Origin of the sequence: Kaistia dalseonensis (assembly GCF_030814715.1) — a bacterium.
Lineage (GTDB): Bacteria > Pseudomonadota > Alphaproteobacteria > Rhizobiales > Kaistiaceae > Kaistia > Kaistia dalseonensis.
On sequence record NZ_JAUSVO010000003.1, the window covers coordinates 531,646 to 557,480 of the forward strand.

The 25,835-nt window shown below is 65.3% G+C and carries 23 protein-coding genes and 1 pseudogene; 20 read left to right on the top strand and 4 right to left on the bottom strand.

Annotation, left to right across the window (positions count from 1 at the left end; translation table 11 throughout):
* Nucleotides 1-106 precede the first annotated feature (106 nt).
* The gene (locus tag QO014_RS13015) at nt 107-556 is read left to right on the top strand and encodes a MarR family winged helix-turn-helix transcriptional regulator (RefSeq protein WP_266349323.1); all 450 of its coding nucleotides are present in this window, start codon (nt 107-109) and stop codon (nt 554-556) included.
* A gap of 79 nt (nt 557-635) precedes the next feature.
* Here the strand turns inward: QO014_RS13015 and QO014_RS13020 are convergent, their stop codons facing one another.
* Both QO014_RS13020 and QO014_RS13025 read right to left on the bottom strand, forming a co-directional pair.
* On the bottom strand, nt 636-2,192 hold the full coding sequence (locus tag QO014_RS13020) for an indolepyruvate oxidoreductase subunit beta family protein (RefSeq protein WP_266349130.1): 1,557 nt from the start codon (nt 2,190-2,192) through the stop codon (nt 636-638).
* 10 nt (nt 2,193-2,202) lie between these two features.
* The gene (locus QO014_RS13025; protein ID WP_266349131.1) at nt 2,203-4,356 is read right to left on the bottom strand and encodes a ferredoxin family protein; all 2,154 of its coding nucleotides are present in this window, start codon (nt 4,354-4,356) and stop codon (nt 2,203-2,205) included.
* A gap of 315 nt (nt 4,357-4,671) precedes the next feature.
* Between QO014_RS13025 and QO014_RS13030 the strand changes: the two genes are divergently transcribed.
* The 6 genes from QO014_RS13030 (at nt 4,672) to QO014_RS13055 (ending at nt 10,488) form a co-directional block, all read left to right on the top strand.
* Complete coding sequence (locus QO014_RS13030) at nt 4,672-6,207, top strand: ABC transporter substrate-binding protein (protein ID WP_266349132.1); 1,536 nt, start codon at nt 4,672-4,674, stop codon at nt 6,205-6,207.
* Between the two features lie 101 nt (nt 6,208-6,308).
* Entirely contained in the window at nt 6,309-7,316 is a 1,008-nt protein-coding gene (locus tag QO014_RS13035) for an ABC transporter permease (RefSeq protein ID WP_266349133.1), read from the top strand.
* Nucleotides 7,309-8,196, top strand: a complete 888-nt coding sequence (locus QO014_RS13040) for an ABC transporter permease (protein WP_266349134.1) — start codon at nt 7,309-7,311, stop codon at nt 8,194-8,196. The genes QO014_RS13035 and QO014_RS13040 overlap by 8 nt, the downstream gene beginning before the upstream one ends.
* Entirely contained in the window at nt 8,193-9,074 is an 882-nt protein-coding gene (locus QO014_RS13045) for an ABC transporter ATP-binding protein (protein ID WP_266349135.1), read from the top strand. The genes QO014_RS13040 and QO014_RS13045 overlap by 4 nt, the downstream gene beginning before the upstream one ends.
* The gene (locus QO014_RS13050) at nt 9,071-9,925 is read left to right on the top strand and encodes an ATP-binding cassette domain-containing protein (RefSeq protein ID WP_266349136.1); all 855 of its coding nucleotides are present in this window, start codon (nt 9,071-9,073) and stop codon (nt 9,923-9,925) included. Before QO014_RS13045 ends, QO014_RS13050 begins: the two co-directional genes overlap by 4 nt.
* 11 nt (nt 9,926-9,936) lie before the next feature.
* On the top strand, nt 9,937-10,488 hold the full coding sequence (locus QO014_RS13055; protein ID WP_370877131.1) for a VOC family protein: 552 nt from the start codon (nt 9,937-9,939) through the stop codon (nt 10,486-10,488).
* A 28-nt stretch (nt 10,489-10,516) separates the two neighbouring features.
* Here QO014_RS13055 and QO014_RS13060 read toward each other — a convergent pair whose 3' ends face one another.
* The gene (locus QO014_RS13060; RefSeq protein ID WP_266349138.1) at nt 10,517-11,503 is read right to left on the bottom strand and encodes an AraC-like ligand-binding domain-containing protein; all 987 of its coding nucleotides are present in this window, start codon (nt 11,501-11,503) and stop codon (nt 10,517-10,519) included.
* Nucleotides 11,504-11,673: 170 nt separating this feature from the next.
* Between QO014_RS13060 and QO014_RS13065 the strand changes: the two genes are divergently transcribed.
* Genes QO014_RS13065 through QO014_RS13075 form a run of 3 tightly spaced genes read left to right on the top strand, consistent with a single transcriptional unit; the run spans nt 11,674 to nt 14,284 of the window.
* A complete protein-coding gene (locus tag QO014_RS13065) occupies nt 11,674-12,183 on the top strand; it encodes a flavin reductase family protein (RefSeq protein WP_266349139.1) in 510 nt (169 codons plus the stop codon).
* Nucleotides 12,184-12,236: 53 nt separating this feature from the next.
* Nucleotides 12,237-13,016, top strand: coding sequence for an SDR family oxidoreductase (locus tag QO014_RS13070; RefSeq protein ID WP_266349140.1), 780 nt, complete (start codon nt 12,237-12,239; stop codon nt 13,014-13,016).
* Between the two features lie 29 nt (nt 13,017-13,045).
* On the top strand, nt 13,046-14,284 hold the full coding sequence (locus QO014_RS13075) for a styrene monooxygenase/indole monooxygenase family protein (RefSeq protein WP_266349141.1): 1,239 nt from the start codon (nt 13,046-13,048) through the stop codon (nt 14,282-14,284).
* 38 nt (nt 14,285-14,322) lie between these two features.
* Here QO014_RS13075 and QO014_RS13080 read toward each other — a convergent pair whose 3' ends face one another.
* Nucleotides 14,323-14,901, bottom strand: coding sequence for a winged helix DNA-binding protein (locus QO014_RS13080; protein WP_266349142.1), 579 nt, complete (start codon nt 14,899-14,901; stop codon nt 14,323-14,325).
* Nucleotides 14,902-14,999: 98 nt separating this feature from the next.
* Between QO014_RS13080 and QO014_RS13085 the strand changes: the two genes are divergently transcribed.
* The 10 genes and pseudogenes from QO014_RS13085 (at nt 15,000) to QO014_RS13130 (ending at nt 25,832) form a co-directional block, all read left to right on the top strand.
* A complete protein-coding gene (locus tag QO014_RS13085) occupies nt 15,000-16,121 on the top strand; it encodes an LLM class flavin-dependent oxidoreductase (protein WP_266349143.1) in 1,122 nt (373 codons plus the stop codon).
* Nucleotides 16,122-16,293: 172 nt separating this feature from the next.
* Nucleotides 16,294-18,618: a bifunctional salicylyl-CoA 5-hydroxylase/oxidoreductase gene (locus QO014_RS13090; protein ID WP_266349144.1), complete on the top strand. Its 2,325-nt coding sequence runs from the start codon at nt 16,294-16,296 to the stop codon at nt 18,616-18,618.
* 11 nt (nt 18,619-18,629) lie between these two features.
* The gene (locus QO014_RS13095) at nt 18,630-19,421 is read left to right on the top strand and encodes an SDR family NAD(P)-dependent oxidoreductase (RefSeq protein ID WP_266349145.1); all 792 of its coding nucleotides are present in this window, start codon (nt 18,630-18,632) and stop codon (nt 19,419-19,421) included.
* Between the two features lie 33 nt (nt 19,422-19,454).
* Nucleotides 19,455-19,874 carry an acyl-CoA thioesterase gene (locus tag QO014_RS13100; RefSeq protein ID WP_266349146.1) on the top strand — a complete coding sequence of 140 codons (420 nt, stop codon included), beginning with the start codon at nt 19,455-19,457 and terminating at the stop codon, nt 19,872-19,874.
* The gene (locus tag QO014_RS13105) at nt 19,864-20,262 is read left to right on the top strand and encodes a RidA family protein (RefSeq protein WP_266349147.1); all 399 of its coding nucleotides are present in this window, start codon (nt 19,864-19,866) and stop codon (nt 20,260-20,262) included. The genes QO014_RS13100 and QO014_RS13105 overlap by 11 nt, the downstream gene beginning before the upstream one ends.
* 54 nt (nt 20,263-20,316) lie before the next feature.
* A complete protein-coding gene (locus QO014_RS13110; protein WP_266349148.1) occupies nt 20,317-20,739 on the top strand; it encodes a cupin domain-containing protein in 423 nt (140 codons plus the stop codon).
* 73 nt (nt 20,740-20,812) lie between these two features.
* Nucleotides 20,813-21,607: an SDR family NAD(P)-dependent oxidoreductase gene (locus tag QO014_RS13115; protein WP_266349149.1), complete on the top strand. Its 795-nt coding sequence runs from the start codon at nt 20,813-20,815 to the stop codon at nt 21,605-21,607.
* A 109-nt stretch (nt 21,608-21,716) separates the two neighbouring features.
* Nucleotides 21,717-22,656, top strand: a pseudogene (locus QO014_RS13120) (dihydrodipicolinate synthase family protein).
* A gap of 208 nt (nt 22,657-22,864) precedes the next feature.
* Complete coding sequence (locus QO014_RS13125; protein ID WP_266349150.1) at nt 22,865-23,629, top strand: transglycosylase SLT domain-containing protein; 765 nt, start codon at nt 22,865-22,867, stop codon at nt 23,627-23,629.
* A gap of 397 nt (nt 23,630-24,026) precedes the next feature.
* A complete protein-coding gene (locus tag QO014_RS13130; protein WP_266349151.1) occupies nt 24,027-25,832 on the top strand; it encodes a PHA/PHB synthase family protein in 1,806 nt (601 codons plus the stop codon).
* Nucleotides 25,833-25,835 lie beyond the last annotated feature (3 nt).

Genomic DNA, 25,835 nt, shown 5'->3' on the forward strand with positions numbered 1-25,835 from the left:
CGGCGAGTTCAGGATCTTTGAGGAGTTCGTTCTATTGAAGGCGCGCGCGCGTTCGAAATCCACACCCCCACCGCCGGCAACCGAGCCGCCGGCGGCCACACCGCGCCTGCAGAGCCTCGGCGAAATCGGGCTCAACAATTTCGCGCCCTATCTCATGAACCGCGTCATGGCGCACTGGAACGCCGGCCTCGCCGCCGACATGCGGGCCATGGGCGTGACCACGCCCAAGATGCGCGCGCTCGCCGTGCTCAGCATGTTCTCGTCGCTGACCGTGAACGAGCTGGCGGTCTATGGCGTCACCGAGCAGTCCACGATGAGCCGCACCATCGATGCGCTCGAGGAACAGGGCTATATCCAGCGCCAGTCGCGGCCTGACGACATGCGCATCCGTGATATCACCATCACGCCCGAGGGCCGCGCCGTCTTCGATCGCATCTGGCCGACCATGTATGGCCATCTCGGCGAAATGTTCGCCGATGTCACGGACGAGGAACAGCGCTTCTTCGTCGCGATCCTGCAGAAGGTCCTGCGCAACATCCGCTCCGAAGAGCCCTGAGCCTCGTTTCAGGTCGACACCGCCATGCGCCCCCGCCTTGCGTGGCGGGGACGGCCATGACGGCATGGAAGGCGCCCGTTCAGAGCGTCGCCACGGTCGCGAGCGCGCCATTGAGCGCATCGCCATTCTCGTCGAGCAACGCCGCCTGGCGCAGGCGGCGGAGCCAGGCCGCGCCATCCTCGCGCGTGACGAGCAGCGGCAGGCTGGAGAGGACGCGATCGAATTTGGACAGGCCGCGCGCATGCGTGTCCGAATAGCCCTTCACCAGACGCCTGCACGCGATCACCTCGACCGCGAGATCATAATTGCGCGGCAGCGTATCGAGTGCGATGGCGAGCCAGGCTTCCCAATGGGCGACCTCGCGGGCATGGCGGAGGCTGCGCGGCCGCAACCCCTTGAGCGAGGAGAGCGCATAGAGGCTCATGAACCAGCCGAGCGTGCCGGTGCGCACGCGGCGTCCCTTGTTGACCCTGCGGTCGAACCACTGGAACAGAGCCGGCCGGTCCTCGATCCACTGGCCGAGCCCCTTTGGCAGCGTGCCGCAGACTTCCTCCATGCGCGGATGCATGAACTCGGTCGTATAGACGAGCTGGTCGGCCTTGGCGCCGACCTCGCGCCGCACCCGCTCGAAGCGGGAACCGCGGATCTTCAGGTCTGCCACGCGAATCACATCGTCATAGGCCATAGCGATGGCGAGATATTTGGCCGCCTCGACGGTGAAGGCATGGCCATGGGCTCCGCCGCCGGCAGCGACGTCGGCGCGGAGCAGCGCGCCCAGCCGATCGAGATAGGCGCCCGCATAGGCGACATCCTGGAAATCGGTCAGCTTCTTGACGCCAGCATAGAGCATGGCCTGCGCTTCGGGCGGAAACTCCGTGCGGATGCGCTGGAGCAGCGCGTCGAGCCTGGGATGACCGGCTGAAGCGGGCAGCGGATCGAGACGCTTGACCGGCTTGTCGGAGAGCGTGTCGTTCGCGCCCTTCAGCGTGCGGTCATAGGCGGCGTTGAAGGCCTTCAGGCTCGGCTCGATGCCCTTGCCGCCGGCCTTGATCGTCGCCTCGAAGGCGGCCTTGTCGAACGGCAACCGGCCAGAAGCCGCAACCGCCCCGAACAGCGAGGCGGAGACGACGCTGCCATTCCGGGTCGCGAGCGTCTCCATGTCGAAGGCGATCGTCTTCTTGGCGGCGAATTCGGTGGCATCGACCACGACGAGCGGATTGCCGATGCCATTGCCCGGCTTCTCCTTCTCGCCGACCGCATAGGAGCGGTGGGTCGAGGCGATCAGCAGCGTGCGGTCCGGCGTCACCAGCCCACGCAGCACGGAGCGCCCGGCCTCCATCAGCTCGGCCGCGACGACGAGATCGACATCGCCCGGCGTCGGCATCAGGGCCAGCACCGGCCGGATGCCCGGCCGCGCCTTGATCAGCTCCAGATAATAGATCGTCGCGCCGGTGCGCTGCGCGACGCCGGGAACCGAGGTGGACTGCGCCACCCAGCCCTGCTGCTCGGCGAGCGCGACGATCCAGTCGGCGAGGACACCGCCGCCCTGCCCGCCCATGGCGAGGATCGCGACAGTGATGGGCTTCTCGGCGGCGAGTTCCGCCGGGCCGGCCGTGATGGTCAGTTCATTCAGCATGACGCGCCCCTCAATCCGCGAAGACCAGACGCTGGCGCTGCCGGCGGGCCTGCAGCCAGCCGATCACCGCGCCGCGCACGCGATGGAGAAGAAGGTCCCAGCGCGTCGGATTATGGATGATGTCGGCGCGATAGAAGGACGGGCAGAGCACCGCCGCCTCCGAAACCTCGCCGCAATTGCCACAGCCGACGCAGGAATTGTCGATCGCCGCCACCGGATCGTCCTTGAGCGGATCGTCGGTATGCTTGACCGAGAGCGACGGGCAGCCCGACAGGCGGATGCAGGCATGATCGCCGGTGCAGACATCCTCGTCGACGCCGAAACGCTCGCGCACCATGCGCTTGCCCTCCTTGACCGCCTTGGCGAAGAGCGGCTTCACGCGGCGCTGCTTGTTCAGCATGCATTCCGACGAGGCGACGATGATCTTCGGACCCTTTTCGGGGCTGGTGAGCGCTTCGCGCAGCGTATCGCGCATCTTCGCCACGTCATAGGTGCGGTCGATCTGGCGCACCCAGGTCGCGCCGATGCCCTTCACGGCCTGGACGATGGAATTATTGGTCTTGCGGCGCGGATTCTGCGCCCGCGACGACATGATGTCCTGCCCGCCGGTCGCCGCCGAATAGAAATTGTCGACGATCAGCGTCACGCCGTCCTGCTTGTTGAACACGGCATTGCCGACCGAGGTCGCGAGCCCGTTATGCCAGAAGCCGCCATCGCCCATGACCGAGATGGCGCGCTTGTCCGCCTCGACATTGAAGGCCGAGGCCGAGGCCGGACCGAGGCCGTAGCCCATGGTCGTGCCGCCAATGTTGAAGGGCGGCAGGATCGAGAACAGGTGGCAGCCAATATCGGCCGCGACGTGGTGGGGGCCGAGTTCCTTCTCCACCAGCTTCATCGCGGCGAAGATCGGGCGCTCGGGACAGCCGGTGCAGAAACCGGCCGGGCGCGGCGGCACGACCTCGGCGAGCGCCTTGACGCGCGCATCGGCCAGCACCTCCGACGGATCGGGCACCGGCGGGCGGTTGCCGAGCAGCGCCGGGGCATGGGCGTCGAAGAAGGCCGCGAAGCCCTTGGCGAGCACCGGCGCGGTATATTCGCCGCCGCGCGGCAGCACATCCTTGCCGGAAACGCGGGTCTGGATATCGCGGCGGCGGAACAGGGTGTGGAGCGTATGCTCGATATATTCCGGCGCCCCCTCCTCGACCATGAGCACCGCCTTCTTGCCGGCGGCAAAGGCGATGACCTCATCGTCGATCATCGGATAGGAGACGTTCATCACATAGAGCGGCACGCGGCAATTGCCGTAAATATCGGCGAGGCCCAGCTGCTGCAGCGCGCGCATGGCGCCATTATAGATGCCGCCCTGCAGGATGATGCCGACATCGCCACTTTCGGGGCCGAAGAACTCGTTGAGCTTCGCGGATTTCACATAGTCGACCGCGGCGGGCCAGCGCTGCTCCAGCTTTTCCTTCTCATGGTTGAAGGAGGCCGGCGGCAGCACGATACGCCCGACATCGCGGCGCGGATTTTCGAGCGCCTCGCGCAGCGTGAACTCCGGCCGGCGGTTGTCCTTCGCCTCGAACTGGCCGTGCACGTGGCAGGAGCGGATGCCGACCTGGAGCATGACGGGCGTGTTGGACGCCTCAGAAAGCTCGAAGCCCTTCTCCACCGCATCGACGATCGAGGTCAGGTTCGGTCGCGGCGTCAGCAGCCACATCTGCGATTTCATCGCGAAGGCGTGGCTGCGCTCCTGCATGATCGAGGAGCCCTCGCCGTAATCCTCGCCGATAATGATGAGCGCGCCACCCGTGACGCCGCCCGAGGCGAGGTTGGAGAGCGCGTCGGACGCCACATTGGTTCCGGCCGTCGACTTCCACGTCACCGCGCCGCGCACGGGATACATCACCGAGGCTGAAAGCATGGCGGCGGCGGCGGCTTCGGAGGCGGAGGTCTCGAAATGGACGCCCAGATCCTCCATCACGTCCCGCGCATCGGCGAGCACGTCCATGAGGTGCGAGATCGGCGAGCCCTGATAGCCGCCGACATAGGAAACGCCCGACTGGAGCAAGGCCTTGGTAATGGCGAGAATACCCTCGCCACTGAAGATCTCGCCTGCACCCAACTTCAGGTCTTCAACCTCTCGGGCGAACGATCGCTCGGCCATGCTGGTTCCCTTCTGGCGAAACTGGAAGTGTTATTATATGCATTTTCATATTTTCCCATCGCCATCATTTGTCAAGGATTTTTGCCGAAGTCGCCCCTGAATGGCGGCGCCGACCTTTGCCATTAAAATGCGCACGCATATTAAAATGCAGCCTCACAGACGGGCAAATGCCTAGCGGCCGGGCAGCAATGGCGATTGTTCCCAAGAGCAGCATTTCGCGCTTGTCGACACTTCAAACTTATTTTAGGCTTCAACTAATGCACTTGAAAAGTGCCTGCCGGAATGCCGGTGAACAGGGGAACTAGGAGAGTCGTCATGGTGGAATTCAATCGCCGTCAGGCCCTCGGGCTTGGCGCCAGCGCATTCATTGCCGGGATCCTGAGTGGACGCGTCGCAGTGGCGGCAGCCGACACGTCGACGCTGACCATCGCCTTCAACGCCAACCTGCCGTCCTTCGACGGCACGACCGGCCCCTCGGCCGTCAATCCGGCGATCCAGGCGATCTATCGCTCGATCTTCGACCAGTATATCGCCCAGGCGCCCGACCTTTCCTTCCAGCCCGGCCTGCTGACCGCCTGGGGCTGGAACGACGACCGGACCAAGGTGTGGATGGACGTCCGTTCCGGCGTCACCTGGCATGACGGCACGCCACTGACGCCCGAGGACGTAACCTGGTCGCTCGAGCGCGCCGCCGACCCCGCCACCGGCAACCCTGTCTCCAATGTCTGGGCCAGCATCGGCAATTTTACCGTCGACGGCCAGCGCATCACCGGCGACGTCAAGAATTTCGACCCGACCATCTTCAAGTGGATGGCGTTCCTGACCGGCTTTGTTCTGCCCAAGGCCTATTACACCAAGGTCGGCGCCGCCGGCTTCGAGGCCAAGCCGATCGGCACCGGCCCCTATATGTTCGACGCCTATGAAGGCAACTCCTTCCTGCGACTGAAGGCCAACCCGAACTATTTCGGCGGCAAGCCGGCCTTCGATACGGTCGTGTTCAAGTTCGTCACCGACGCCACCAGCCGCGTCGCGGAAATCGAGTCCGGCTCGTCCGACGTCACGCTCGAAGTCCCCTTCGAGGAATATGACCGCCTGCGCGAGAAGGCGGGCCTTGCCGGCGTTTCCGCCCCGATCTCCGATATCGGCATGCTCTTCGTGACCAATATCGAGCCCATGCTCGACAAGAATGTCCGCCTCGCCGCGCACCACGCGATCGACAAGGCCGGCATCGTCAAGAAGCTGCTGCGTGGCTATGGCGTGCCGATCGACACGCTCGAGGCGCCCGAATACGAGGCCTATGACGCCGAGATCAAGGTCGGCTACGACCCGAAGAAGGCAGCCGAACTGCTTGCCGCCTCCGGCTACAGCAAGGACAAGCCCGTCAAGTTCACGATCCAGACCACGCGCGGCCTGAAGCCCAAAGACTATGAGATGATCCAGGCGATCGTCGGCATGTGGCGCAAGGTCGGCATCGAGGCCGAGATCGAGGTCTACGACATCGCCAAGCATTTCGAGCTGCGCATGTCGCACAAGCTCGCCCCCACCGCCTTCTACAATTGGGGCAACGCGATCGGTGACCCGACCACTTCGACCGGCTTCGCCATGTATTCCAAGTCGCCGCATTCTGCCTGGAAGAGCGACGATCTCGACGCGATGATGAACCCGCTCTGGGGCGAGCCCGACGAGGCCAAGCGCATCGCCGGCTGGAAGGCCGTCGACAAGTACATTGCCGAACAGGGCTACGTGATCCCGCTGCTGCAATATGTGCAGCCGATCGTCTACAAATCCTCGCTGAAGGTGATCCCGAACACCTCCAGCGCGCTGCAGCCGACCCTGGTTTCCAAGGTCTGAGCCGCACACGGGGCGGGCCTGCGCCCGTCCCATTTTCTGCCTGAGGCAGGCTCCGGGCGGCCCGATCGGCCGCTCGGCGCGCAAGCAATGCAGGGCGTGCAATGACGCTGACCTCTGTCATCAACCGGCTGGGCATGGCCGCGATCACGCTGTTCGGCGTCGGGCTCGTGGTCTTCGTGCTGCTGCGGGTCGTTCCGGGCGATCCGATCGCCATGATGATCTCGCCGAGCGCGACGCCGGCCGACATCGCGGCGCTCCGCGCCCATTACGGGCTCGATCTGCCGCTGCCGGAACAGTTCTTCATCTGGCTCGGCAATGTCGTCCACCTCGATTTCGGCACATCGATCTCGCTGCGCCGGGGTGTGCTCCAGCTCATTGGCGAGCGCCTGCCGGCGACACTGGAGCTGACCTTCGCGGCCCTCGTCTTCGGCGTCCTCGCCGGCGGTATCGTCGCGGTCGCAGGCGTCCTGCTGCGCCGCACGCCGCTTGAAGCGGCCATGGACTTCGTCAACGGCCTCTTTCTCGCCGTGCCGGATTTCGTCTGGGCGCTCGTGCTGGTGCTGCTGGTCGGCGTGCTGTGGCCGATCTTTCCGCTCTCCGGCCGGCTCGATCCCGTCCACGCGTCGGATTTCATGACGCCCTTCTATCTGATCGAAAGCATCGTGCGGCTGAACTGGACCGATACCGGCGACGTGCTCGCCCATCTGGTCATGCCGATGCTGGCGCTGGGCCTGCCGCTCGCCGCCGTGATCGCGCGCACGCTCAAGGAAGCGCTGAGCGAAGCGATGGTGCAGGATTACGTGCTGCTCGCCCGCCTCAAGGGCATGTCGGAATTGCGGCTCGTGCTGCAGGAGGCGCTGCGCAACGCGGTTGGCCCGACCCTGACGCTCACCGGCGTACAATTCACCTTCATGATCGGCGGCACGGTGATCGTCGAGCGGATCTTCGCCTTTCCCGGCATCGGCAACATGGCGATTGACGCGGTCGTCAACCGCGACCTGCCGCTGATCCAGGGTATCGTGCTGGTCTTCGGCGCCCTCTTCATCGTCATCAACATCGCCGTCGATCTCATCGCCAACCGGCTCAATCCGAGGCAGTCCCATGGCTGACGTCGCCATTCCCGCGCCGCGCTCGGCCGGGCATTTCCGCAGCCTGAAGCCGCTGCTCGACGAGTCGCGCGTGGTGCTCGCCGGCGGGTTCCTGATCATCCTCGCGCTGATCGCGATCTTCGCGCCCTGGATCGCGCCGAAGAGCCCGCTGGAACAGGATCTGATGATGGCCTCGCTGCCGCCGATCGGCTTCGAGGGCTATGAGCCGGGCTATTATCTCGGCACCGACGATCTCGGCCGCGATGTGCTCTCGCGCCTCATCTTCGGCGCGCGCATCGCGCTCACCGTCGCGCTGGTGGCGGCAACGCTTGCCGGCCTTGTCGGCTCGCTGCTCGGGCTCGCCTCGGGCTGGTATCGCGGCTGGACCGACCGCATCGTCTCGCGGCTCGTCGATATCTGGATGTCGTTCCCGCCGGTCCTGCTCTCGGTGCTGCTCGTCGCCGTGCTGGGCTCGGGCCTCTCCTCGGTCATCATCGCCATCGCCATCATCGACTGGACCCGCTTCAGCCGTGTCGTGCGCGCCGAAACGCTGGCACAGGGTGGCCTCGACTATGTGACGGCGGCCGAATCCATCGGCTTCTCGCGCCGGCACATCCTCTGGCGCGAAATCCTCCCCAATGTCGCGCCGGTGATCATCGCCCTGCTCAGCCTCGAAATGGGCATAGCGGTCATCGTCGAGGCGATCCTCTCCTTTGTCGGCCTTTCCATTTCGAGCGACGCGCCCACCTGGGGCGGCATGGTCGCGCAGGGCCGGCAGGTGCTGCATGAAAGCTGGTGGGTGCTGGTGTTCCCGCTCTGCTCGCTCTTCGCCACCGTCCTTGCCTTCAATCTTCTCGGCAACGGCCTGCGCAAGGCCCTCGATCCGGTGATGCGCCGATGACCCCTCCCCTGGTAGCCATCGAGGCGCTTTCCGCCTCTTCCGTCCGCGACGGCAACCAGCCCGTCCTGCGCGATGTGAGCCTCAAGCTCGAACGTGGCGAGGTCCATGGGCTGGTCGGCGAATCCGGCGCCGGCAAGTCGACCATCGCCAAGGCGCTGCTCGGCATCCTGCCGGCGACGATCCACGTCACCGGCGGCTGGCTGCGCTTCGAGGGGCGCGATCTGCTGACGCTGCCGCATGGCGAATTGCGCGCGCTGCGCGGGCGCGACATCACGCTGATCCCGCAGGACCCGCAGACGGCGCTGAACCCGGCCCGCACCATCGAGGCCCAGCTGACGGACGGGCTGCGCATGAAGCTCGGCCTCAGGGGCGCCGCGCTGCGCGACCGGGCGCTCGACCTGCTCGAAGAGGTGCAGATCCGCGATCCCGCCCGCGTGCTCGGCTCCTATCCTCACCAGCTCTCCGGTGGCATGCGCCAGCGCGTGCTGATCGCGGCCGCCTTCGCGCCGGGACCGAAACTCGTGGTCGCTGACGAGCCGACCACCGCGCTCGACGTGACCGTGCAGAAGGAAATCCTCCGCCTGATCCGCCGCATGCAGGAGCGCCACAGCACGGCGGTCATCTTCGTGACGCATGATCTCGGCGTCGTCGCCAAGATTTGCGACAATGTCACGCTGCTCTATGCCGGCAAGGTGATCGAGGCGGGAACGACTGCCGATCTGATCGAGCGGCCGCAGCATCCCTATACCAAGGCGCTGATCGCCGCCGGCCCGCGCTATGACCGGCCGGGGCAAGGCCTCGAACCGGTGCCGGACTCGATCTTCCAGCTCCTGCGAGCCCAGATCGCCGGTTCGGCCGAAAGGACAACCGCATCATGACGGAGATCCTGCTCGAAGCCCGCGGACTTGAGGTGACCTATGGCCGGCGCACCGGCCTCGTGAACCGCTCGCCCGGCACGCGCGTCCTGCACGGCGTCGACGTGACGATCAAGAAGGGCGAGACGGTCGGCATCGTCGGCGAATCCGGCTCCGGCAAGACGACGCTCGGCCGCGCGCTGCTGCGGCTTGTACCGGTCTCCGGCGGATCGATCCGCTTTGCCGGCGAGGACATCACGCTCGCCTCGCCCGAGCGGATGCGCGCGGTTCGCCGCCGCATGCAGATGATCTTCCAGGACCCGATGGCCTCGCTCAATCCGCGCCATACGATCCGCACCATCCTGACCGCGCCGCTGCTGCTGCATGGCGTCGCCCATGACCGCCGCACGGCCGAGGAACGGGCCGTGGCGACACTCGCCCGCGTTTCGCTGCCGGAAATCGTGCTCGACCGCTATCCGCACGAACTCTCCGGCGGCCAGCGCCAGCGCATCGGCATCGCGCGGGCAGCACTCCTCAAGCCCGATTTCGTACTCGCGGACGAGATCGTCTCGGGCCTCGACGTTTCCACCCAGGCGCAGGTGCTGCGCCTCCTCAAGGAGCTCTCGCGCGAGATGGGCCTCTCCATGGCCTTCATCAGCCATGACCTCTCGGTGATCCGCGCCGTCTGCGACCGGGTCTATGTCATGCGGCTCGGCGAGGTCGTCGAGGAGGGGCCGTGCGACGCGATCTTCGCCAATCCGCGCTCCGACTATACGCGGCTGCTGATCAACGCCATTCCGCTGCCCGATATCGACCCGGACTGGCTGACCGCCGCACCCGTCGCCGCCCGCAACGAGGACCATGCCCATGTCTGAGGACCATGCCCATGTCTGATGCGACCGAACCGAGAGGGCTCCCCGGCCTCGTCGGCAATGACCATACCGGCCTCACCGTCCCCGATCTCGACGCCGCGCTCGACTTCTTCGTCGGCGTGCTCGGCTGCCAGCATGGCTATACGTTCGGCCCGATCGCCGACGACCAGGGCACGTTCATGACGGAGGCGCTCGGCGTTCATCCGCGCGCCCGGATCAAGCGTTGCGCGCTGATCCGCATCGGCCATGGCTCCAATCTCGAACTGTTCGAGTATGACGCCCCCGACCAGCGCCGGCTCGACCAGAAGAACAGCGATATCGGCGCGTTCCATATCGCCTTCTATGTGCGCGACATTGATGCCGCGAAAGCCTATCTCGATTCACAGGGGGTCGAGACGAGGCTTGGACCGATCCCGATCGCCGCCGGTCCCAATGCCGGCCAGTCGATCCTCTATTTCCAGGCACCCTGGGGCCTCCAACTCGAGGCGATCAGCTATCCCGACGGCATGGCCTATGAGAAGGACTCCGCCGTGACGCTCTGGGACCCGCGCAAGCCGGCGCTCTAATCGCATTCAGTCTCGGCCCGGCTCTGCCTCACCGCCGTGGTGCGCGGCGCAGCGTCTCCGAAGGACTTTCGCCGAAACGCGCCTGATAGGCGGCAGCCGCCCGTCCGAGATGGCCGAGGCCCACGGCATAGACAGCCGTGGCCACGGTCGTCGTTTCGGTCGCGGCGATCAGGCTCGCGCGCAGCTTTTCAAGCCGCACGCCCTGCACCGCCTGCCAGAGCGTTTCGTGGCGCGCCTTGCGGAACGCATCCTGCAACGCCCGGAGCGAGGCCCCCGAGGCCTCCGCGATGTCGGCGACCGAGATCGGGCGCGCATATTCCGCCTCGATGAACTGCAGCGCCTGCCGCACGGCGCGCGGCCCGCATTCGGGCTCCGGGCGGGCAAAGAGCGCTGACCGGCTGTGGGCGAGGCCCGACAGCAGCAGCGTCGCCAGCCCGTCGCGCAGCATCACCCGATAGGCATCCGGCAGGCTCGCACCCTGCTCGGCCGCGTTGAGCAGCAGTTGCGCATGATGCAGTACGCCTTGCCCGACGGGCGAGGTCAGGTCGAAGCCGGCCTCGAACTCGATGGCGCCAGATTGTGTGCTGGTCAACTGGCCGCAGAGTTGCTCGACGCTCTCGCGCCACATGAGCACGATCAGCTTTTCGCATCCCTCGCCCCAGACCATGCGGCTCGCGATCGTCGGCGACAGGATCGTGGCGCGCCGCCCGGCCTCGGCCATCGTCGCGCGCGCGCCGCTCCGCACCTCGGCGCCGCCCTTCAGCGGGATCTGCAGCAGGAAGAAGCGCGAGAGTTCGCCGGGGTCGATCTCCACCTCGGCGCCATAGGAGACGAAGTTCACGGAATAGCCGGGCTGGCTCACGGCGTGATGGCGGGCGCGAAAAAGCGCGGTCTCGGTCCGCGGGACCAGGAAGTGCGGACAGAAGATGCGGCCGATCGCCTCCCGCGCCTCGTCGACATCGGGCGTGTCGACGAGCCGGAAGGGCTCGAGCGGAACAGGCTGAAGGCTCTCCATGATGCACCCCGCAATCCACGACAGCGATACGGGACTTCGCGAAGGTTTGCCGAATCCGGACAACCGACCGCGCAATTCGGATTGCCGGCAAAGCCACTCGGTCCGACCATCCGAATTAATTGAACCATAAAATGAATGGAAAATCCATTCACTCCAGAGGGATCCAGGCCATGGAACGCGACCAGTTTCGCGCCGGCATGCGCAAGCTTGCCGGCGGGGTGACGATCATCACCGCGCGCGATGCCGAGGGCGTGCGCTGCGGGCTCACCGCGACGGCGGTCTGCTCGCTCTCGACCGAGCCACCATCGCTGCTCGCCTGCGTCAACCTGCAGAGCTCGGTCGCCCGTGCCCTCCAGGGCGCCCACCACTTCGCCGTCAATATCCTCTCGTCCTCGCATCAGCGCGTCGCCGAAACCTTCGCCGGCCGCCATGGCCTCGCCCGCGATGCGCGCTTCGCCCATGGCGCGTGGATCGATGGCGAGAGCGGCCTGCCGATCCTCGCCGATGCGGCGTGCAGCTTCGAGTGCGAACTCGCCGAGCCCAAGGTCTTCGGCACGCACCTCATCCTGATCGGACACGTGCTCCATACCCGCTCGATCGAGGAGGACACGCCGCCGCTCGTCTACGGCAATGGCAGCTTCCTCGCCGCGCTCGCGCCAGAGTTCGCCGCCGCCGGATGATCGGGCAGCAAGAGCAACAGAACCACAACGAACAGCAACACCAGAGGCAACAGATGCAGGGACTTGCAGGGAAGACGGCGATCATCTCCGGCGGCGCCACGCTGATCGGACAAGGCACCGCCGAAGTGCTGAAGAACTACGGCGTCACCGTCGTGATCGCCGACATAGCCGAGGAAGCGGGCACGGCCGCGGCCGAACACCTCGGCGCGACCTTCATCAGGACGGACATCACCAGCGACGCCGACATCGCCGCGCTCGTCGCCGGGACCGTCGAGAAGACCGGCCGGCTCGACTATCTCGTCAACGTCGCCTGCACCTATCTCGACAATGGCGCCGAGACGACCCGCGCCGACTGGCTGAAGGCGCTCGACGTCAACATCGTCTCCTCGATCATGCTGATGCAGGCCGCCCGGCCCCATCTGGCGGCCAACAAGGGCGCAATCGTCAATTTCGGCTCGATTTCGGCCCGCGTCGCGCAGACCGGCCGCTGGGTCTACCCGGTCTCCAAGGCCGCGATCCTGCAACTGACCCGCAACCAGGCGATGGACCTCGCTCCGGACGGCATTCGCGTCAACGCCGTCTCGCCAGGCTGGACATGGTCCAACATCATGGTCGAACTGACCAAGGACACGCGCGCCAAGGCCGACAGCGTCGCCAAGCCGTTCCATATCCTCGGACGGACCGGCAGCCCGAGCGAAGTCGGCGAGGCGATCGCCTTCCTGTTGTCGGACAGCGCCTCGTTCATCACCGGAACCGATATCTGCGTCGACGGCGGCTACACCGCCATGGGGCCGGAACGGGCCGAATCCGCCATTCCGCTCCTGATGGCCTGACCTTCCAAGAAAAACAGCAGGGAAAAACCATGAGCCAGATCAAGACCTTCACCATTATCGGCGGCGGCCAGTCGGGACTGCAGCTCGCCTGCGGTCTCCTCGATGCCGGCCACAGCGTGCGCGTCGTACAGAACCGGACAGGCGAGGAAATCGCCGCCGGCCGCGTGCTCTCCAGCCAGTGCATGTTCGACAATGCGCTCCAGAACGAGCGCGACCTCGGCCTCGGCTTCTGGGACGAGACCTGCCCCACGGTCGATTCGATCGATTTCTCGGTTCCGATGCCCGATGGCTCTCCCGCCAAGGCGATCAGCTGGAACGGTCTCCTCGACAAGCCGGCGCTCTCCGTCGACCAGCGGGTCAAGATCCCGCGCTGGATGGACGAATTCGTGCGCCGCGGCGGTGAGCTGATCATTCATGATGCCGGCATCGCCGATCTCGAAGCCTATGCCGGGGCGAGCGATCTCGTGATCGTCGCGGCCGGCAAGGGCGAGATCGCCAAGCTGTTCGAGCGCGACCCGGCCCGCTCGCCCTTCGACAAGCCCCAGCGGGCGCTCGCGCTCACCTATGTGACCGGCATGACGCCGCGCCCCAGCCATTCGGCCGTCAACTTCAACCTGATCCCCGGGGTCGGCGAATATTTCAACTTCCCGGCCCTCACTACGACGGGCCCTTGCGACATCATGGTGTTCGAGGGCTTGCCCGGCGGCCCGATGGACTGCTGGAAGGACGCCACCAGCCCGGATCAGCATCTCGAGGTCTCGAAGAGCATCCTCAAGACCTTCCTGCCCTGGGAGGCTGAGCGCTGCACCGACATCGCGCTCACCGACGACAATGGTCGCCTGGCAGGAGCCTTTGCGCCGACCGTCCGCAAGCCGGTCGGCCGCCTTCCCTCAGGCGCGATCGTGCTCGGCCTCGCCGACGCGGTCTGCCTGAACGACCCGATCACGGGCCAAGGTTCCAACAACGCCTCCAAGGCGGCGAAGGTCTATCTCGACGCCATCCTCGGCCATGGCGACCGGCCCTTCGACGAGGCCTTCATGGTCTCAACCTTCGAGACCTATTGGGCCTATGCGCAGTTTGTGGTCGGCTGGACCAATGCGCTGCTGATGCCGCCGCCGCCCCATGTGCTCAACCTGTTCGGCGCCGCGCAGGCCATACCGACGCTGGCGAAACGCATCGCCAACGGCTTCAACGATCCGACCGACTTCTTCCCATGGCTCGCCGTGCCGGAAGAGGCGGACGCCTATCTCGCGCGCCTGGCAGCCTGAAGCCCCCCAGTGAACCGGGGCGGCGTTGCGGCCCCGGTTCACTCCGTCGGGAACGGCTTGGGAAAGACGCGGTGTGTCGCGGCGCCCCGCGCCACCTGCTCGTAGATGCCGGTCATCAGTTCCAGCGTGCTGGTCGCCTCCTGCAGCCTAAGTCCGAGATCCGGCACCGATTGAACGGCCTTGATCAGTAGCCCGGCCCGCACATCGGCGTAATGGTCAGTGACCGCGCGTCCCTTGTCGGTCACGAAATAGGTCACGCCGGAACGCCCGCTGCCGCGCCGCTCGACCAATCCCGCCGATACCAGCTTGCGCAGGCTGTACTGCATGTTGGGGATGTCCTCGCGATTGGACAGCCGGGCCAGATCCTTGATCGTCTTGGGGCGGTCGTGCATGCGGATGATGTGCAGCATGGCGTTTTCCGGCCCGCTCGCGGCAAGTTCGCTCACGCAGGCGAGGCATTCGGCCTGCCAGCGCCCGAAGGCCTCGAAGGCGCGCATCAGTGCATATTCGAACTCGGCGACGTCGACCTCGCCCGGCGTCCTCGCCAGGTGCCAGCTCCGATCGAAACCGACCTGCCCGTCATCCTCGCTCCGCCCGCCCGGTTTCATCGCCAACATCCCTCCTTTTTGCCGGCAAGCGCCGATCACCATTGACAAGCTTCAAACTTCAAATAAAATTTCTATCGTAAATTCTAACAAATTGCAGGGATCTTGTGATGACGGAGAACTCCATGTTCGCCGCCGGGCAGTTTTTGCTCGGCACCTTCGCTTCCAATTGCTCGGGTGGCATGTCTGTCACCAAGGTACCGGAAAGATGGAACAATTCCTGGGACAATAATCTGAAGCTCGCCCGCCTCCTCGATGATGCCGGGATCGACTTCATGCTGCCGATCGCACGCTGGATCGGCTATGGCGGCGAGACGAACTTCCATGGCGGCGTTCTCGAAACGATGACCTGGGCGACCGGGCTTCTCGCCCATACGAAGAATATCAACGTCTTCGCCACGGTCCACACGACCGCCAACCACCCCGTCGTCGTCGCCAAGCAGATCGCAACGGTCGACCAGATCAGCAAGGGCCGCATCGGGCTCAACATCGTCGCCGGCTGGAATCGTCCGGAATATGAGGCACTGGGCCTGACGCTCCCCGTCGACCACGAGACACGCTACGCCTATGCGGAGGAATGGTTCGACGTCGTCAAGGCGCTCTGGCAGCGCGAGGAGGCCTTCGACTTCGACGGGCAGTTCTTCTCGCTGAAGCAGGTGCTGGGCGACCCGAGGCCGTCGCGAAAAGTCCCGATTCTCAATGCAGCCGGCTCCGGTCAGGGCCGCGCCTTCGCCGTGCGCAATGCCGACTTCCTGTTCACGCCCGCGATCGACCTCGCCCGCTCGACCGAAGAAATCGCGGAAATCAAGGCGCAGAGCAGCGCGGCCGGGCGCTCCGTCGGCGTTCTCACCTTCTCGCATGTCGTCTGCCGACCGACCGAGAAGGAGGCGCGCGACTATCTGCAATATTTCGGACAGGACAATGCCGATTGGGCCGCGGTCGACAATCTGGTCAACCTCCAGTTCGCTCATGCGCATTCCTTCCCGCACGACCTTCTCGCCCTCATCCGCGACCGTATGGCCGCTGGCCATGGCGGCTTCCCGCTCGTCGGCACGCCGGAGCAGGTGGCCGAAGGCCTGATTGCCCTGCACGCGGCGGGCTTCAGCGGAACGACGCTCTCCTTCGTCGATTATGCCGAGGAATTCCCCTATTTCCGCGACACCGTGCTGCCGATCCTGGAAGCGAGGGGCATTCGCCGTCCTGCCCCTGCCCGTGAAGCCATCGCCGCTTAAGCCTCGCGTCACCATTCCCCGCGCCGCGCCGGCGCGGGGAACTCCGCCCGTCTGTTCATCCACGCCCGGCCGCGTCTGCGGCGACACAATACGGCTTGACGGGTCGCGCCAGTTCCAACTACTTTAAGCTTAAAGCATCTGGCCTGAGCCAGTGTCATGTGGAGAGACCACCATGCGCATAGTCTGTATTGGCGGCGGTCCGGCCGGGCTCTATTTCGGGCTTCTGATGAAGAAACTTCATCCCGCCCATTCCGTCACCGTGGTCGAGCGCAACCGCCCCTATGACACGTTCGGCTGGGGCGTGGTCTTTTCCGACGCGACCATGACGTCCATGCGCGCCTGGGATCCCGAGAGCGCGGCCGAGATCGAGACGGCGTTCAACCATTGGGACGACATTGAAGTGCTCTTCAAGGGCACGCGCCAGCGCACGACGGGCCATGGCTTCGTCGGCATCGGCCGCAAGAAGCTGCTCAACATCCTGCAGGCGCGCTGCGAGGCGCTCGGCGTCGAGCTGAAATTCGAGACCGAGGTCGACAGCGACCTCGACTTCCCCGATGCCGACCTGATCATCGCCTCCGACGGTCTCGGTTCGAAGATCCGCAACCGCTATGCCGAGGTGTTCGCGCCGGACCTCGTCGTCCGTCCGAACCGCTATATCTGGCTCGGCACCGACAAGTCCTTCGACGCCTTCACCTTCGATTTCCGCAAGACGGATCACGGCTGGTTCCAGGCTCATATCTACAAATTCGACGACAAGACCTCGACCTTCATCGTCGAGACGACCGAAGCGGCCTATGAGGCCCACGGCCTCGGCCGGATGGACCAGCAGCAATCGATCGAATTCTGCGAGAACCTGTTCTCGGACGTGCTCGACGGCGCATCGCTGATGACCAATGCGCGTCATATGCGCGGCTCGGCCTGGCTGAACTTCCAGCGCCTCATCTGCGGCAAGTGGAGCCATTTCAATGGCCAGTCGCATGTCGTGCTGATGGGCGATGCAGCCCATACCGCCCATTTCGCCATCGGCTCCGGCACCAAGCTCGCCATCGACGACGCGATCGAACTGGCGAACCAGTTCGAGAAGGCCGGCCACGGCAAGGAAACGATTCCGGCGGTGCTCGCGACCTATGAGGAAATCCGCCGCGTCGACGTTGCTCGCATCCAGAATGCAGCGCGCAACGCCATGGAATGGTTCGAGGTGGTCGGCGAACGCTATGCCGATACGCTGGAGCCGGAGCAGTTCATGTATTCGATGCTGACGCGCTCGCAGCGCATCAGCCACGAAAACCTGCGCCTGCGCGACAAGACCTGGCTCGAAGGCTATGAGCGCTGGTTTGCCCGCAAATCCGGCCTCGACGCGCGGGAAAACGAGCGTTGCACGCCACCCATGTTCACGCCCTACCAGGTGCGGGGCGTCAAGCTGCCGAACCGCGTCGTCGTCTCGCCGATGGCGATGTATTCGGCGACGGACGGACTCATCGACGATTTCCACGTCGTCCATCTGGGCAGCCGCGCCCTTGGCGGCGCCGGATTGATCTTTGCCGAGATGACCTGCGTCTCGCCCGATGCGCGCATCACGCCCGGTTGCCTGGGCATCTGGAACGATGAACAGGTGCAGGGCTGGAAACGGCTCGTCGATTTCGTGCATGCGAGCAGCGAGGCCAAGGTCGGCATGCAGCTCGGCCATGCCGGGCGCAAGGGTGCCACCAAGCTCGCCTGGGATGGCATCGACCAGCCGCTGGAAACCGAGGGCTGGCCGCTTCTCTCAGCCTCCGCCCTGCCCTATCTCAAGAACAGCCAGACGCCGAAGGCGATGGATCGCGCCGACATGGACCGCGTCCTCGCCGATTTCGTCGCCGCCACCAGGCGCGCGGACGAGGCTGGCGTCGACTGGCTGGAACTGCATTGCGCGCATGGCTACCTGCTGTCGAGCTTCCTGTCGCCGCTCACCAATCGGCGCGAGGATGAATATGGCGGCAGTCACGAGAATCGCGCGCGCTTCCCCCTGGAAGTCTTCCATGCGGTCCGGGCCGCCTGGCCGGAGGACAAGCCCATCTCGGTGCGCCTCTCCTGCCACGACTGGTTCGAGGGCGGCAACACGCCTGACGACGCCGCGATCTTCGCAGAAATGTTCAAGGCGGCTGGCGCCGATCTGATCGATTGCTCGTCCGGGCAGGTGTGGAAGGAAGAAAAGCCGGTCTATGGCCGTCTGTTCCAGACGCCGTTCGCCGACAAGATCCGGAACGAGATACGCATCCCGACCATTGCGGTCGGTGCGATTTCGGAAGCCGATCACGCCAATTCGATCATCGCGGCCGGCCGCGCCGACCTCTGCGCCGTAGCCCGCCCGCATCTGGCCGATCCGGCATGGGCGCTGCACGAAGCGGCGAAGATCGGGCTCACCTCTGTGCCGTGGCCGAAGCAGTATCGCGCCGGCAAATATCAGTATGAGGCCAATCTCGCACGCGCCAGCGCGGCCTCGACCGCGTCGAAGTGAGGATGGTGGCAATGTCCCCTTCCCCTTCGCTGCAGGGTCGCCATGCTCTGGTGACGGGCGCCGGAAGCGGCATAGGTGCCGCGATCGCCCGCGCACTCGTCGCCTCGGGCCTCCGGGTGACCCTGGCTGGACGACGCGCCGAGCCGCTGCAGGCGCTCGCCGACGAACTCGGCGCTGCCCACGCCCATGTCGCCGCTGGCTTCGATGTAACGGATCCCGCGGCCATTATCGCGGGCCTTGCCGTGGCCCGCGACCGCTTCGGCCCCATCTCGGTCCTCGTCAACAATGCCGGCGAAGCTCCTAGTGCGCCGTTCGAGAAGACGACCGAGGAAATGTGGTCGCATGTGATCGCGGTCGATCTCGGCGGCGTCTTTCACGTCACGCAGGCCGTCCTGCCGGACCTGAAGGCGTTCGGCACCGGGGCGCGGATCATTAACATCGCCTCGACGGCGGGGCTTGTCGGCTACGCCTATGTTTCCGCCTACTGCGCCGCCAAGCATGGTGTTGTCGGTCTGACCCGGGCGCTTGCGCTCGAACTCGCCCGGAAGGGCGTTACCGTCAATGCGGTCTGCCCCGGCTTCACCGACACGCCGATCATCCGACAGGCCCTTGCGACGATCGTCGAGAAGACCGGACGGACGCAAGCCGAGGCGCTGGCGGAGCTGACCAAGGCCAATCCGCAGGGCCGCCTCATCGAGCCCGAGGAAGTCGCGAACAGCGTCCTCTGGCTGGTTCTTCCCGCTTCCGGCTCGATCACCGGCCAGTCGATCGTCGTTGCCGGCGGCGAAGTCATGGCAGGCTAGAGCGCAGAGCAGCCAGAAACGAAAGCACACCCAATGCCCTTCACGATTTCCATACCCCTGCGCTTCGGCGATTGCGACCTGACCGGGATCGCCTACCACCCCGCCTACCTCTCCATGCTGGTCGACGTGAACGAGGCGATGTTCGCCTCCGTCGGGCTGAGCTGGAAAGAACTGCTGGTGGATCGCCGGATCGGCCTGCCGACCGTGACGCTGAACCTCGAGTTCAAGCGCCCGTCCACCTATGGCGACGTTCTCGACTTCGAGGTGCATGTCCGCGCCATCGGCCGCTCCTCACTCGATCTGGAGACGATCGTGAGCGTGCGCGACCATGTGATCTGGACCGTCAAGCAGCGCATCGTCGCCACCTCGCTCGACAATCACAAATCCTATCCCTGGCCGCACGATGTCCGGGCCGGTCTTTCCCGCTACCTGGAGCCTCTCGATGAAGCATGAAATCATTCAGCCCGATCACTGGGCGAAGCCGGTCGGCTATGCCAACGGCATTTCCGCGCGCGGCCGCATCGTGCAGGTCGGCGGCCAGGTCGGCTGGGACGAGAACTGCCAGTTCCAGTCCGACGATTTCGTCGACCAGGTGCGCCAGACGCTGACCAACATCGTCACGGTGCTGGAGCACGCGGAAGCGAAGCCAGAACACATCATCCAGATGACTTGGTACTTCACCGATCGCGATGCCTACAAATCGCGGATGAAGGAAATCGGCTCGGTCTATCGCGCGATCATCGGCCGCCATTTCCCGCCCATGGCCGCCGTTCAGGTCGTCGCCCTGATGGAAGACCGCGCCAAGGTGGAAATCCAGGCCCTGGCCGTCGTGCCGGACTGAGGCATCAGCATCCGGGCCCATCGCGAAGAGGCCCGATTTCAGCAGGAGGAATATATGTCCAAGGTTATGCCCGTCATCACGCGCAAAGGCCACGAGGATAAGCAGACGACCCAGTCGGGCGGCTGCGTGCGCGTCAGCGGAGTCGGTCCGCAGCACACCCCGGCGACGAAGATTTGGTTCGGCAAGGTTTCCAACGAGCCGGGCTATCGCTCGTACCCCCATCATCACGGCGAAGCCGAGACCGGCGGCTACGTGCTGAAGGGCAAGGCGCGCATCTATTTCGGCGAGAACTTCTCCGAATATCTCGACATGGAAGAAGGCGATTTCATCTTCGTGCCGCCGTTCTGGCCGCATGTCGAAGTCAACATGTCGACGACCGAAGAGCTGGTCTGGCTGACGACCCGCACGCCGGACAACATCGTCGTCAATCTGCCCGACGTCGCGGACGAAACCCTGGTCGGCTTCCGCCGCGCCTGATGAAGCAGCCTTGCGTCGGCCCATGGGCCGGCGCGCTGCCACCATGGATAACGATCCAAGCGAGGACTTGATCATGACCGACCTCCAGGGGCGCGTCGCCATCGTAACCGGCGGCGCGCGGGGCCAAGGAGAAGCGGAGGTCCGCCTTCTCTCCGACCGCGGCGCAGCTGTCATCATTGCCGACGTGCTCGATGCGGAAGGTGAGGCGCTGGCAAAGGTCCTCACCGAGTTGGGCCGACCCGTGCGCTTCTATCGCCACGACGTCACCAGCCCGGAAAGCTGGGCCGGCTGCGTTGCTCTGGCGCGCGATTGGCTGGGCCGCCTCGACATCCTCGTCAACAATGCCGGCATCATCAACCGCACCACGGTCGCGACAACCGCGCTCGAAGGCTGGGAGCGCGTGCTGAAGGTCAATCTGACCGGCGCCTTTCTCGGCATCCAGGCGGTGACGGCCCTCATGGCCGAGACCGGCGGCGGCTCGATCATCAACATATCCTCGAACAGCGCCTTCTCCGGTCATTATGATCCGGCCTACACGGCCTCCAAATGGGGGCTGCGCGGCCTGACCCGGAGCGCGGCGATGGAACTGGTCGACAGGGGCATCCGCGTCAATGCGGTCTGCCCGGGTCTCGTGGTCACCGGCCTCAATGCGGCCAGCCCGCATCTGAAGCCGATGATCGAGATGACGCCGATGCGCCGCAGCGCCAAGCCGGACGAGATCGCCGAACTGGTGCTGTTCCTGGCCTCCGATGCTTCGAGCTTCATAACGGGCGAGGACTTCGTGATCGACGGCGGGTTCACGGCCGGCGCCGCCTATCGGCGCGTCGCCGTGCAAACCGGAATCCTGGCCGAGACGCCCGAGGCCTGAGGCCGGATCGCCGGCCATTCGCGCCGCTCGACCGCTTCCGGATCATGCTATCCATGTCGATACGAGCCCATTTCGGGTGGTTTTCGGCATGGAGCGAGGAGGCGAGCTGATGGAGATCGAACGCTATCGGCGCGTGCTGACCGGCATATCGGGCGTGCATGTCACGGCCTATGACAGCGCGGGTGAGGTTGACGGCGTGTTGACGGCCAAGATCGTCGATCGCATCGCCGCCGCCCACATCCACAACATCGTCACCGCCGACAATACCGGCGAGTTCTCCAGCCTGACGTTCGACGAGGTCGTTAGGCTCCAGTCCATCGCCGTGAAGGCCAATGACGGGCGCTCGGCGGTCACGGCCGCCGCTGGCCGCTCCGTCCGCGAGGCGGTCGCCACCGCCCGCTCGGCGAAGCGCGAGGGCCGCCGATGGCGTGATGGTGCATCATCCGCTCGATCCTTTTGCCGCGCCCCAGGCGCAGGCCGATTATTTCATCGCCATTGCCGAGGAATCGGAGCTGCCGCTGGTCGCCTATCTCCGGTCGGATGCGATCGGCGTCGTCGATCTCGTGCGCGTCGCCACCCATCCGAACATTGCCGGCGTCAAATTCGCCTCAACGAACCTGATGCTGTTTGCCGAATGCGTCCGCGCGACGCGGGACAGTCCTGCGGTCTGGATCTGCGGGCTCGCGGAAGGCTGGGCCGTTTCCTTCTATGCGCTCGGTGCGCGTGGTTTCACGTCCGGCCTCGTCAATATCGATCCCACACGTTCGCTCGCCATCTGGGACGCGTTGGAGAGCGGCGAATTCGGCGCCGCGCGGGCGCTCGTCGACACCATTGCCGGCTTCGAGCAGATGCGGACCCGCTTCAACAACGGCGCCAATGTCACCGTCGTCAAAGAGGCGCTGGCGCTTCGCGGCGACCCGGTCGGTCCGGTGCGCCTTCCGGGCCTGCCGCGGCTGGATGATGCCGATCGGGCGCGGCTCGTCGCGATCCTCGCCGGTTGGGAAAAGCAGCCGGCGCAGCGGGGCGAAGCAACCCGCCCGGCGCCTTGAAGGCGTCCGAATCGATGGGCAAGAACGCCTTGAAATCAGGTCTTCGGCGCGGAAGATTGCCGGAAAGCCCGACGCAGGGTATGAACAGAGCTGAAACTGAAGGATCGCGCATGGCGATTGCCCTCGAAATCGGGGCTGTGGATCGTCCTCGCGAGACAGAAGGAGACTTCCAATAGGCTATCTCGTGGACCGTTTCCGCGTGCCCCTGATGGCAGGCTTGATCTTCGCATCGGTGATATCGATCGCCGGCGCAGCCCCCTCGCGCGAGGAGCTCGAGGCGCGTGTTCGCCATTATGCGGAGCTCTATGATGTACCGCCGGGCCTGGTGATGCGCATTGTCCGGCAGGAGAGCCGGTTCGATCCTTCGGCCCGCAATGGCCCCTATTGGGGATTGATGCAGATCCGCTTCGATACCGCGCGGGGCGTCGGCTATTCGGGGCCCGTGACCGGCCTGCTCGACCCAGAGACCAACCTGACCTATGGCGTCGCCTATCTCGCCAATGCCTACATGGTTTCGGGCGGCAACGAGTCGCGCGCCCACAAGCTCTACAAGACGGGCTATTATTACGAAGCCAAGCGCAAGAGGATGCTGGCGCAGCTGATCAAGGTGCCGACTGTCGCACAGCCTCAGGTCGTTCTTGCGTCCATCGTCCCGTCTCCAACCGCCATCGAAGCGGCATTCGTCGAGACGTCCGCTGTCGAAGACGTCATCGTCATGCCGATCCCGCGACCGAAGCCCGGCTCGCCGACGCTGGTCGCCGAAGTCGCGCCCGCCCCCACCCAGGATGCGGCAGCGGTCGTGCCCGAGCCGACACCCAAGCCGCAGCCGACGGCCGTGGCTGCCGAGGCGCCATCAATTGTCCCGCTGCCACGGCCTCGGCCGGGCCTCGACGTGCGGGTGACCTTGGTTGCCAGCGTCGCCATGCCCGTGCCGCGCCCTCGCCCAATGGGTTCGGCCGGACGAACAAACTGATATCCGCAAAGTGATGGCCACGGCGATTTGAGCTGGCCATCGTTCGGGCAGAACCAGACCCACGCCATGCGCTTGCGTCGGCGTGAGGGCGCTCGCTTGATCTGCGTCAAGCGGTTCCGAGACGACCCGAACTAGGATTGAGCCAAGTTGGGAAGCCGTTCTTGCAGGGCCGTTTTTGCGGGCATGGGTTGCAGGCTGCGGTCAACGCCCATTGCGAATCGGTGCACCGGACCATCCAGATCGAGATGGTGGAGGGGCGGCATTCGTCAGGGGCTTGACCGTATTCGAAACTGGTCATGGTCTCGAAAGGGGCCGATGCGGGCGGTCCGCCTGCGTCAGCCCGCCCGTTCTGATTGAGTCGCGGCGGCCGATCCGAAGACACATGAAACGGGTGGTGATGAGCAAGAGCATGGTTCCGGAGACGACGCCCCTCCCCGATCAGCACAAAGCGGTCTTGCCACAGCGCCCTTCGAGCGGTCCGGCCCAGACAGGGGAAGAGGCCTTCAACGCGCTCGACCGGATGAGCCAGGCCTCCATGGCGCGGCTCACCAGCGGACTTTCGCCGGCGTCGCTGGCGCTCGCGCTCTTCGACTGGTCGATCCACCTCGCGTCGGCGCCGGGCAAGCAGATCGGGCTTGCCGCGAGTGCCTATCGCAAGGCCACCGAACTGGTGACCCATGCCGTCACGCCGGGTTCCCCGCCCGCCATCTCCCCCCTGCCGGGCGACTATCGCTTCAGCGCCGAGGGCTGGCAGAACCCGCCCTTCAGCCTGTGGTCCCAGGCCTTCCTGCTGGGGCAACAATGGTGGGAGGAGGTGACGCATGACGTCGCGGGCATGACGCCACACCATCAGGACGTGGTCGCCTTCTCCGCCCGCCAGATGCTGGACGTTGTCTCGCCCTCCAACAGCCCCCTCGCCAATCCCGAGATCATTGCAAGGGCGCTCGAGACTGGCGGATCAAATTTCGGGCGTGGCTTCCAGAACTGGCTCGAAGATGCCGGCCGTCTCGCGACGGGCCAACCGCCCGTCGGCACGGAGGATTTTGTCCCCGGCCGGGAGGTGGCCGTAACGCCCGGCAAGGTCGTCTACCGTAATCACCTGATCGAACTGATCCAGTACGCCCCCACCACCGAAACGGTCTTCGCCGAGCCGGTCCTGATCGTGCCGGCCTGGATCATGAAGTATTATATTCTCGATCTCTCGCCGCAGAACTCCCTGATCCGCCATCTCGTTGCAGCCGGCCATACGGTGTTCTGCGTCTCCTGGCGCAACCCGACGGCGGCCGATCGCGACCTCTCCATGCACGACTATCGCGAAATGGGGCTCATGGCGGCGCTCGATGCCGTCGGATCCATTGTCCCGGGCGTGAAGATCCATGCGACCGGTTACTGCCTGGGCGGCACGCTGCTTTCGATCGCCGCGGCTGCGATGGCCCAGAAGGGTGATGACCGCCTCGCCTCGATCACGCTGCTGGCAGCGCAAACCGATTTCACCGAGCCCGGCGAACTCGCACTGTTCATCGACGACAGCCAACTGCATCTCCTCGACGGGATGATGTGGAACCGTGGCTATCTGTCGGCAGACCAGATGGCCGGCGCGTTCCAGCTGCTGCGCAGCAACGACCTGATCTGGTCGCGCCTGATCCATGATTACCTGATGGGCGAGCGCAGCCCGATGACCGACCTGATGGCGTGGAACGCGGATTCGACCCGCATGCCCTACCGCATGCATGTCGAATATCTGCAGCGCCTCTACCTCGACAACGAACTGGCAGCCGGTCAGTTCATGGTCGATGGCCGTCCCGCCGTCCTGCTCAACATTCGCGCGCCCATCTTCGTGGTCGGCACGGAGCGCGACCATGTCGCGCCCTGGCACTCAGTCTACAAGATCCACCAGATCACCGATACCGATGTCACCTTCGTGTTGACGAGCGGTGGTCATAATGCCGGCATCGTCAGCGAGCCCGGTCATCGCGGACGACGCTACCGCGTCGCGACCAAGGAAGCGATCGGCCCCTACCTGTCACCCAAGGAGTGGGTCGAGGCCAACGCACCGAGGGAAGGTTCATGGTGGACCGAATGGGTCGACTGGCTCGACCGCCGCAGCACGGCAGAGCGCGTCGTGCCGCCCGCCTTGGGTGCGCCCGGTGCCGGCTATCCGCAGCTCGGCGATGCTCCGGGCACCTATGTCTTCCAGCGTTGAGGA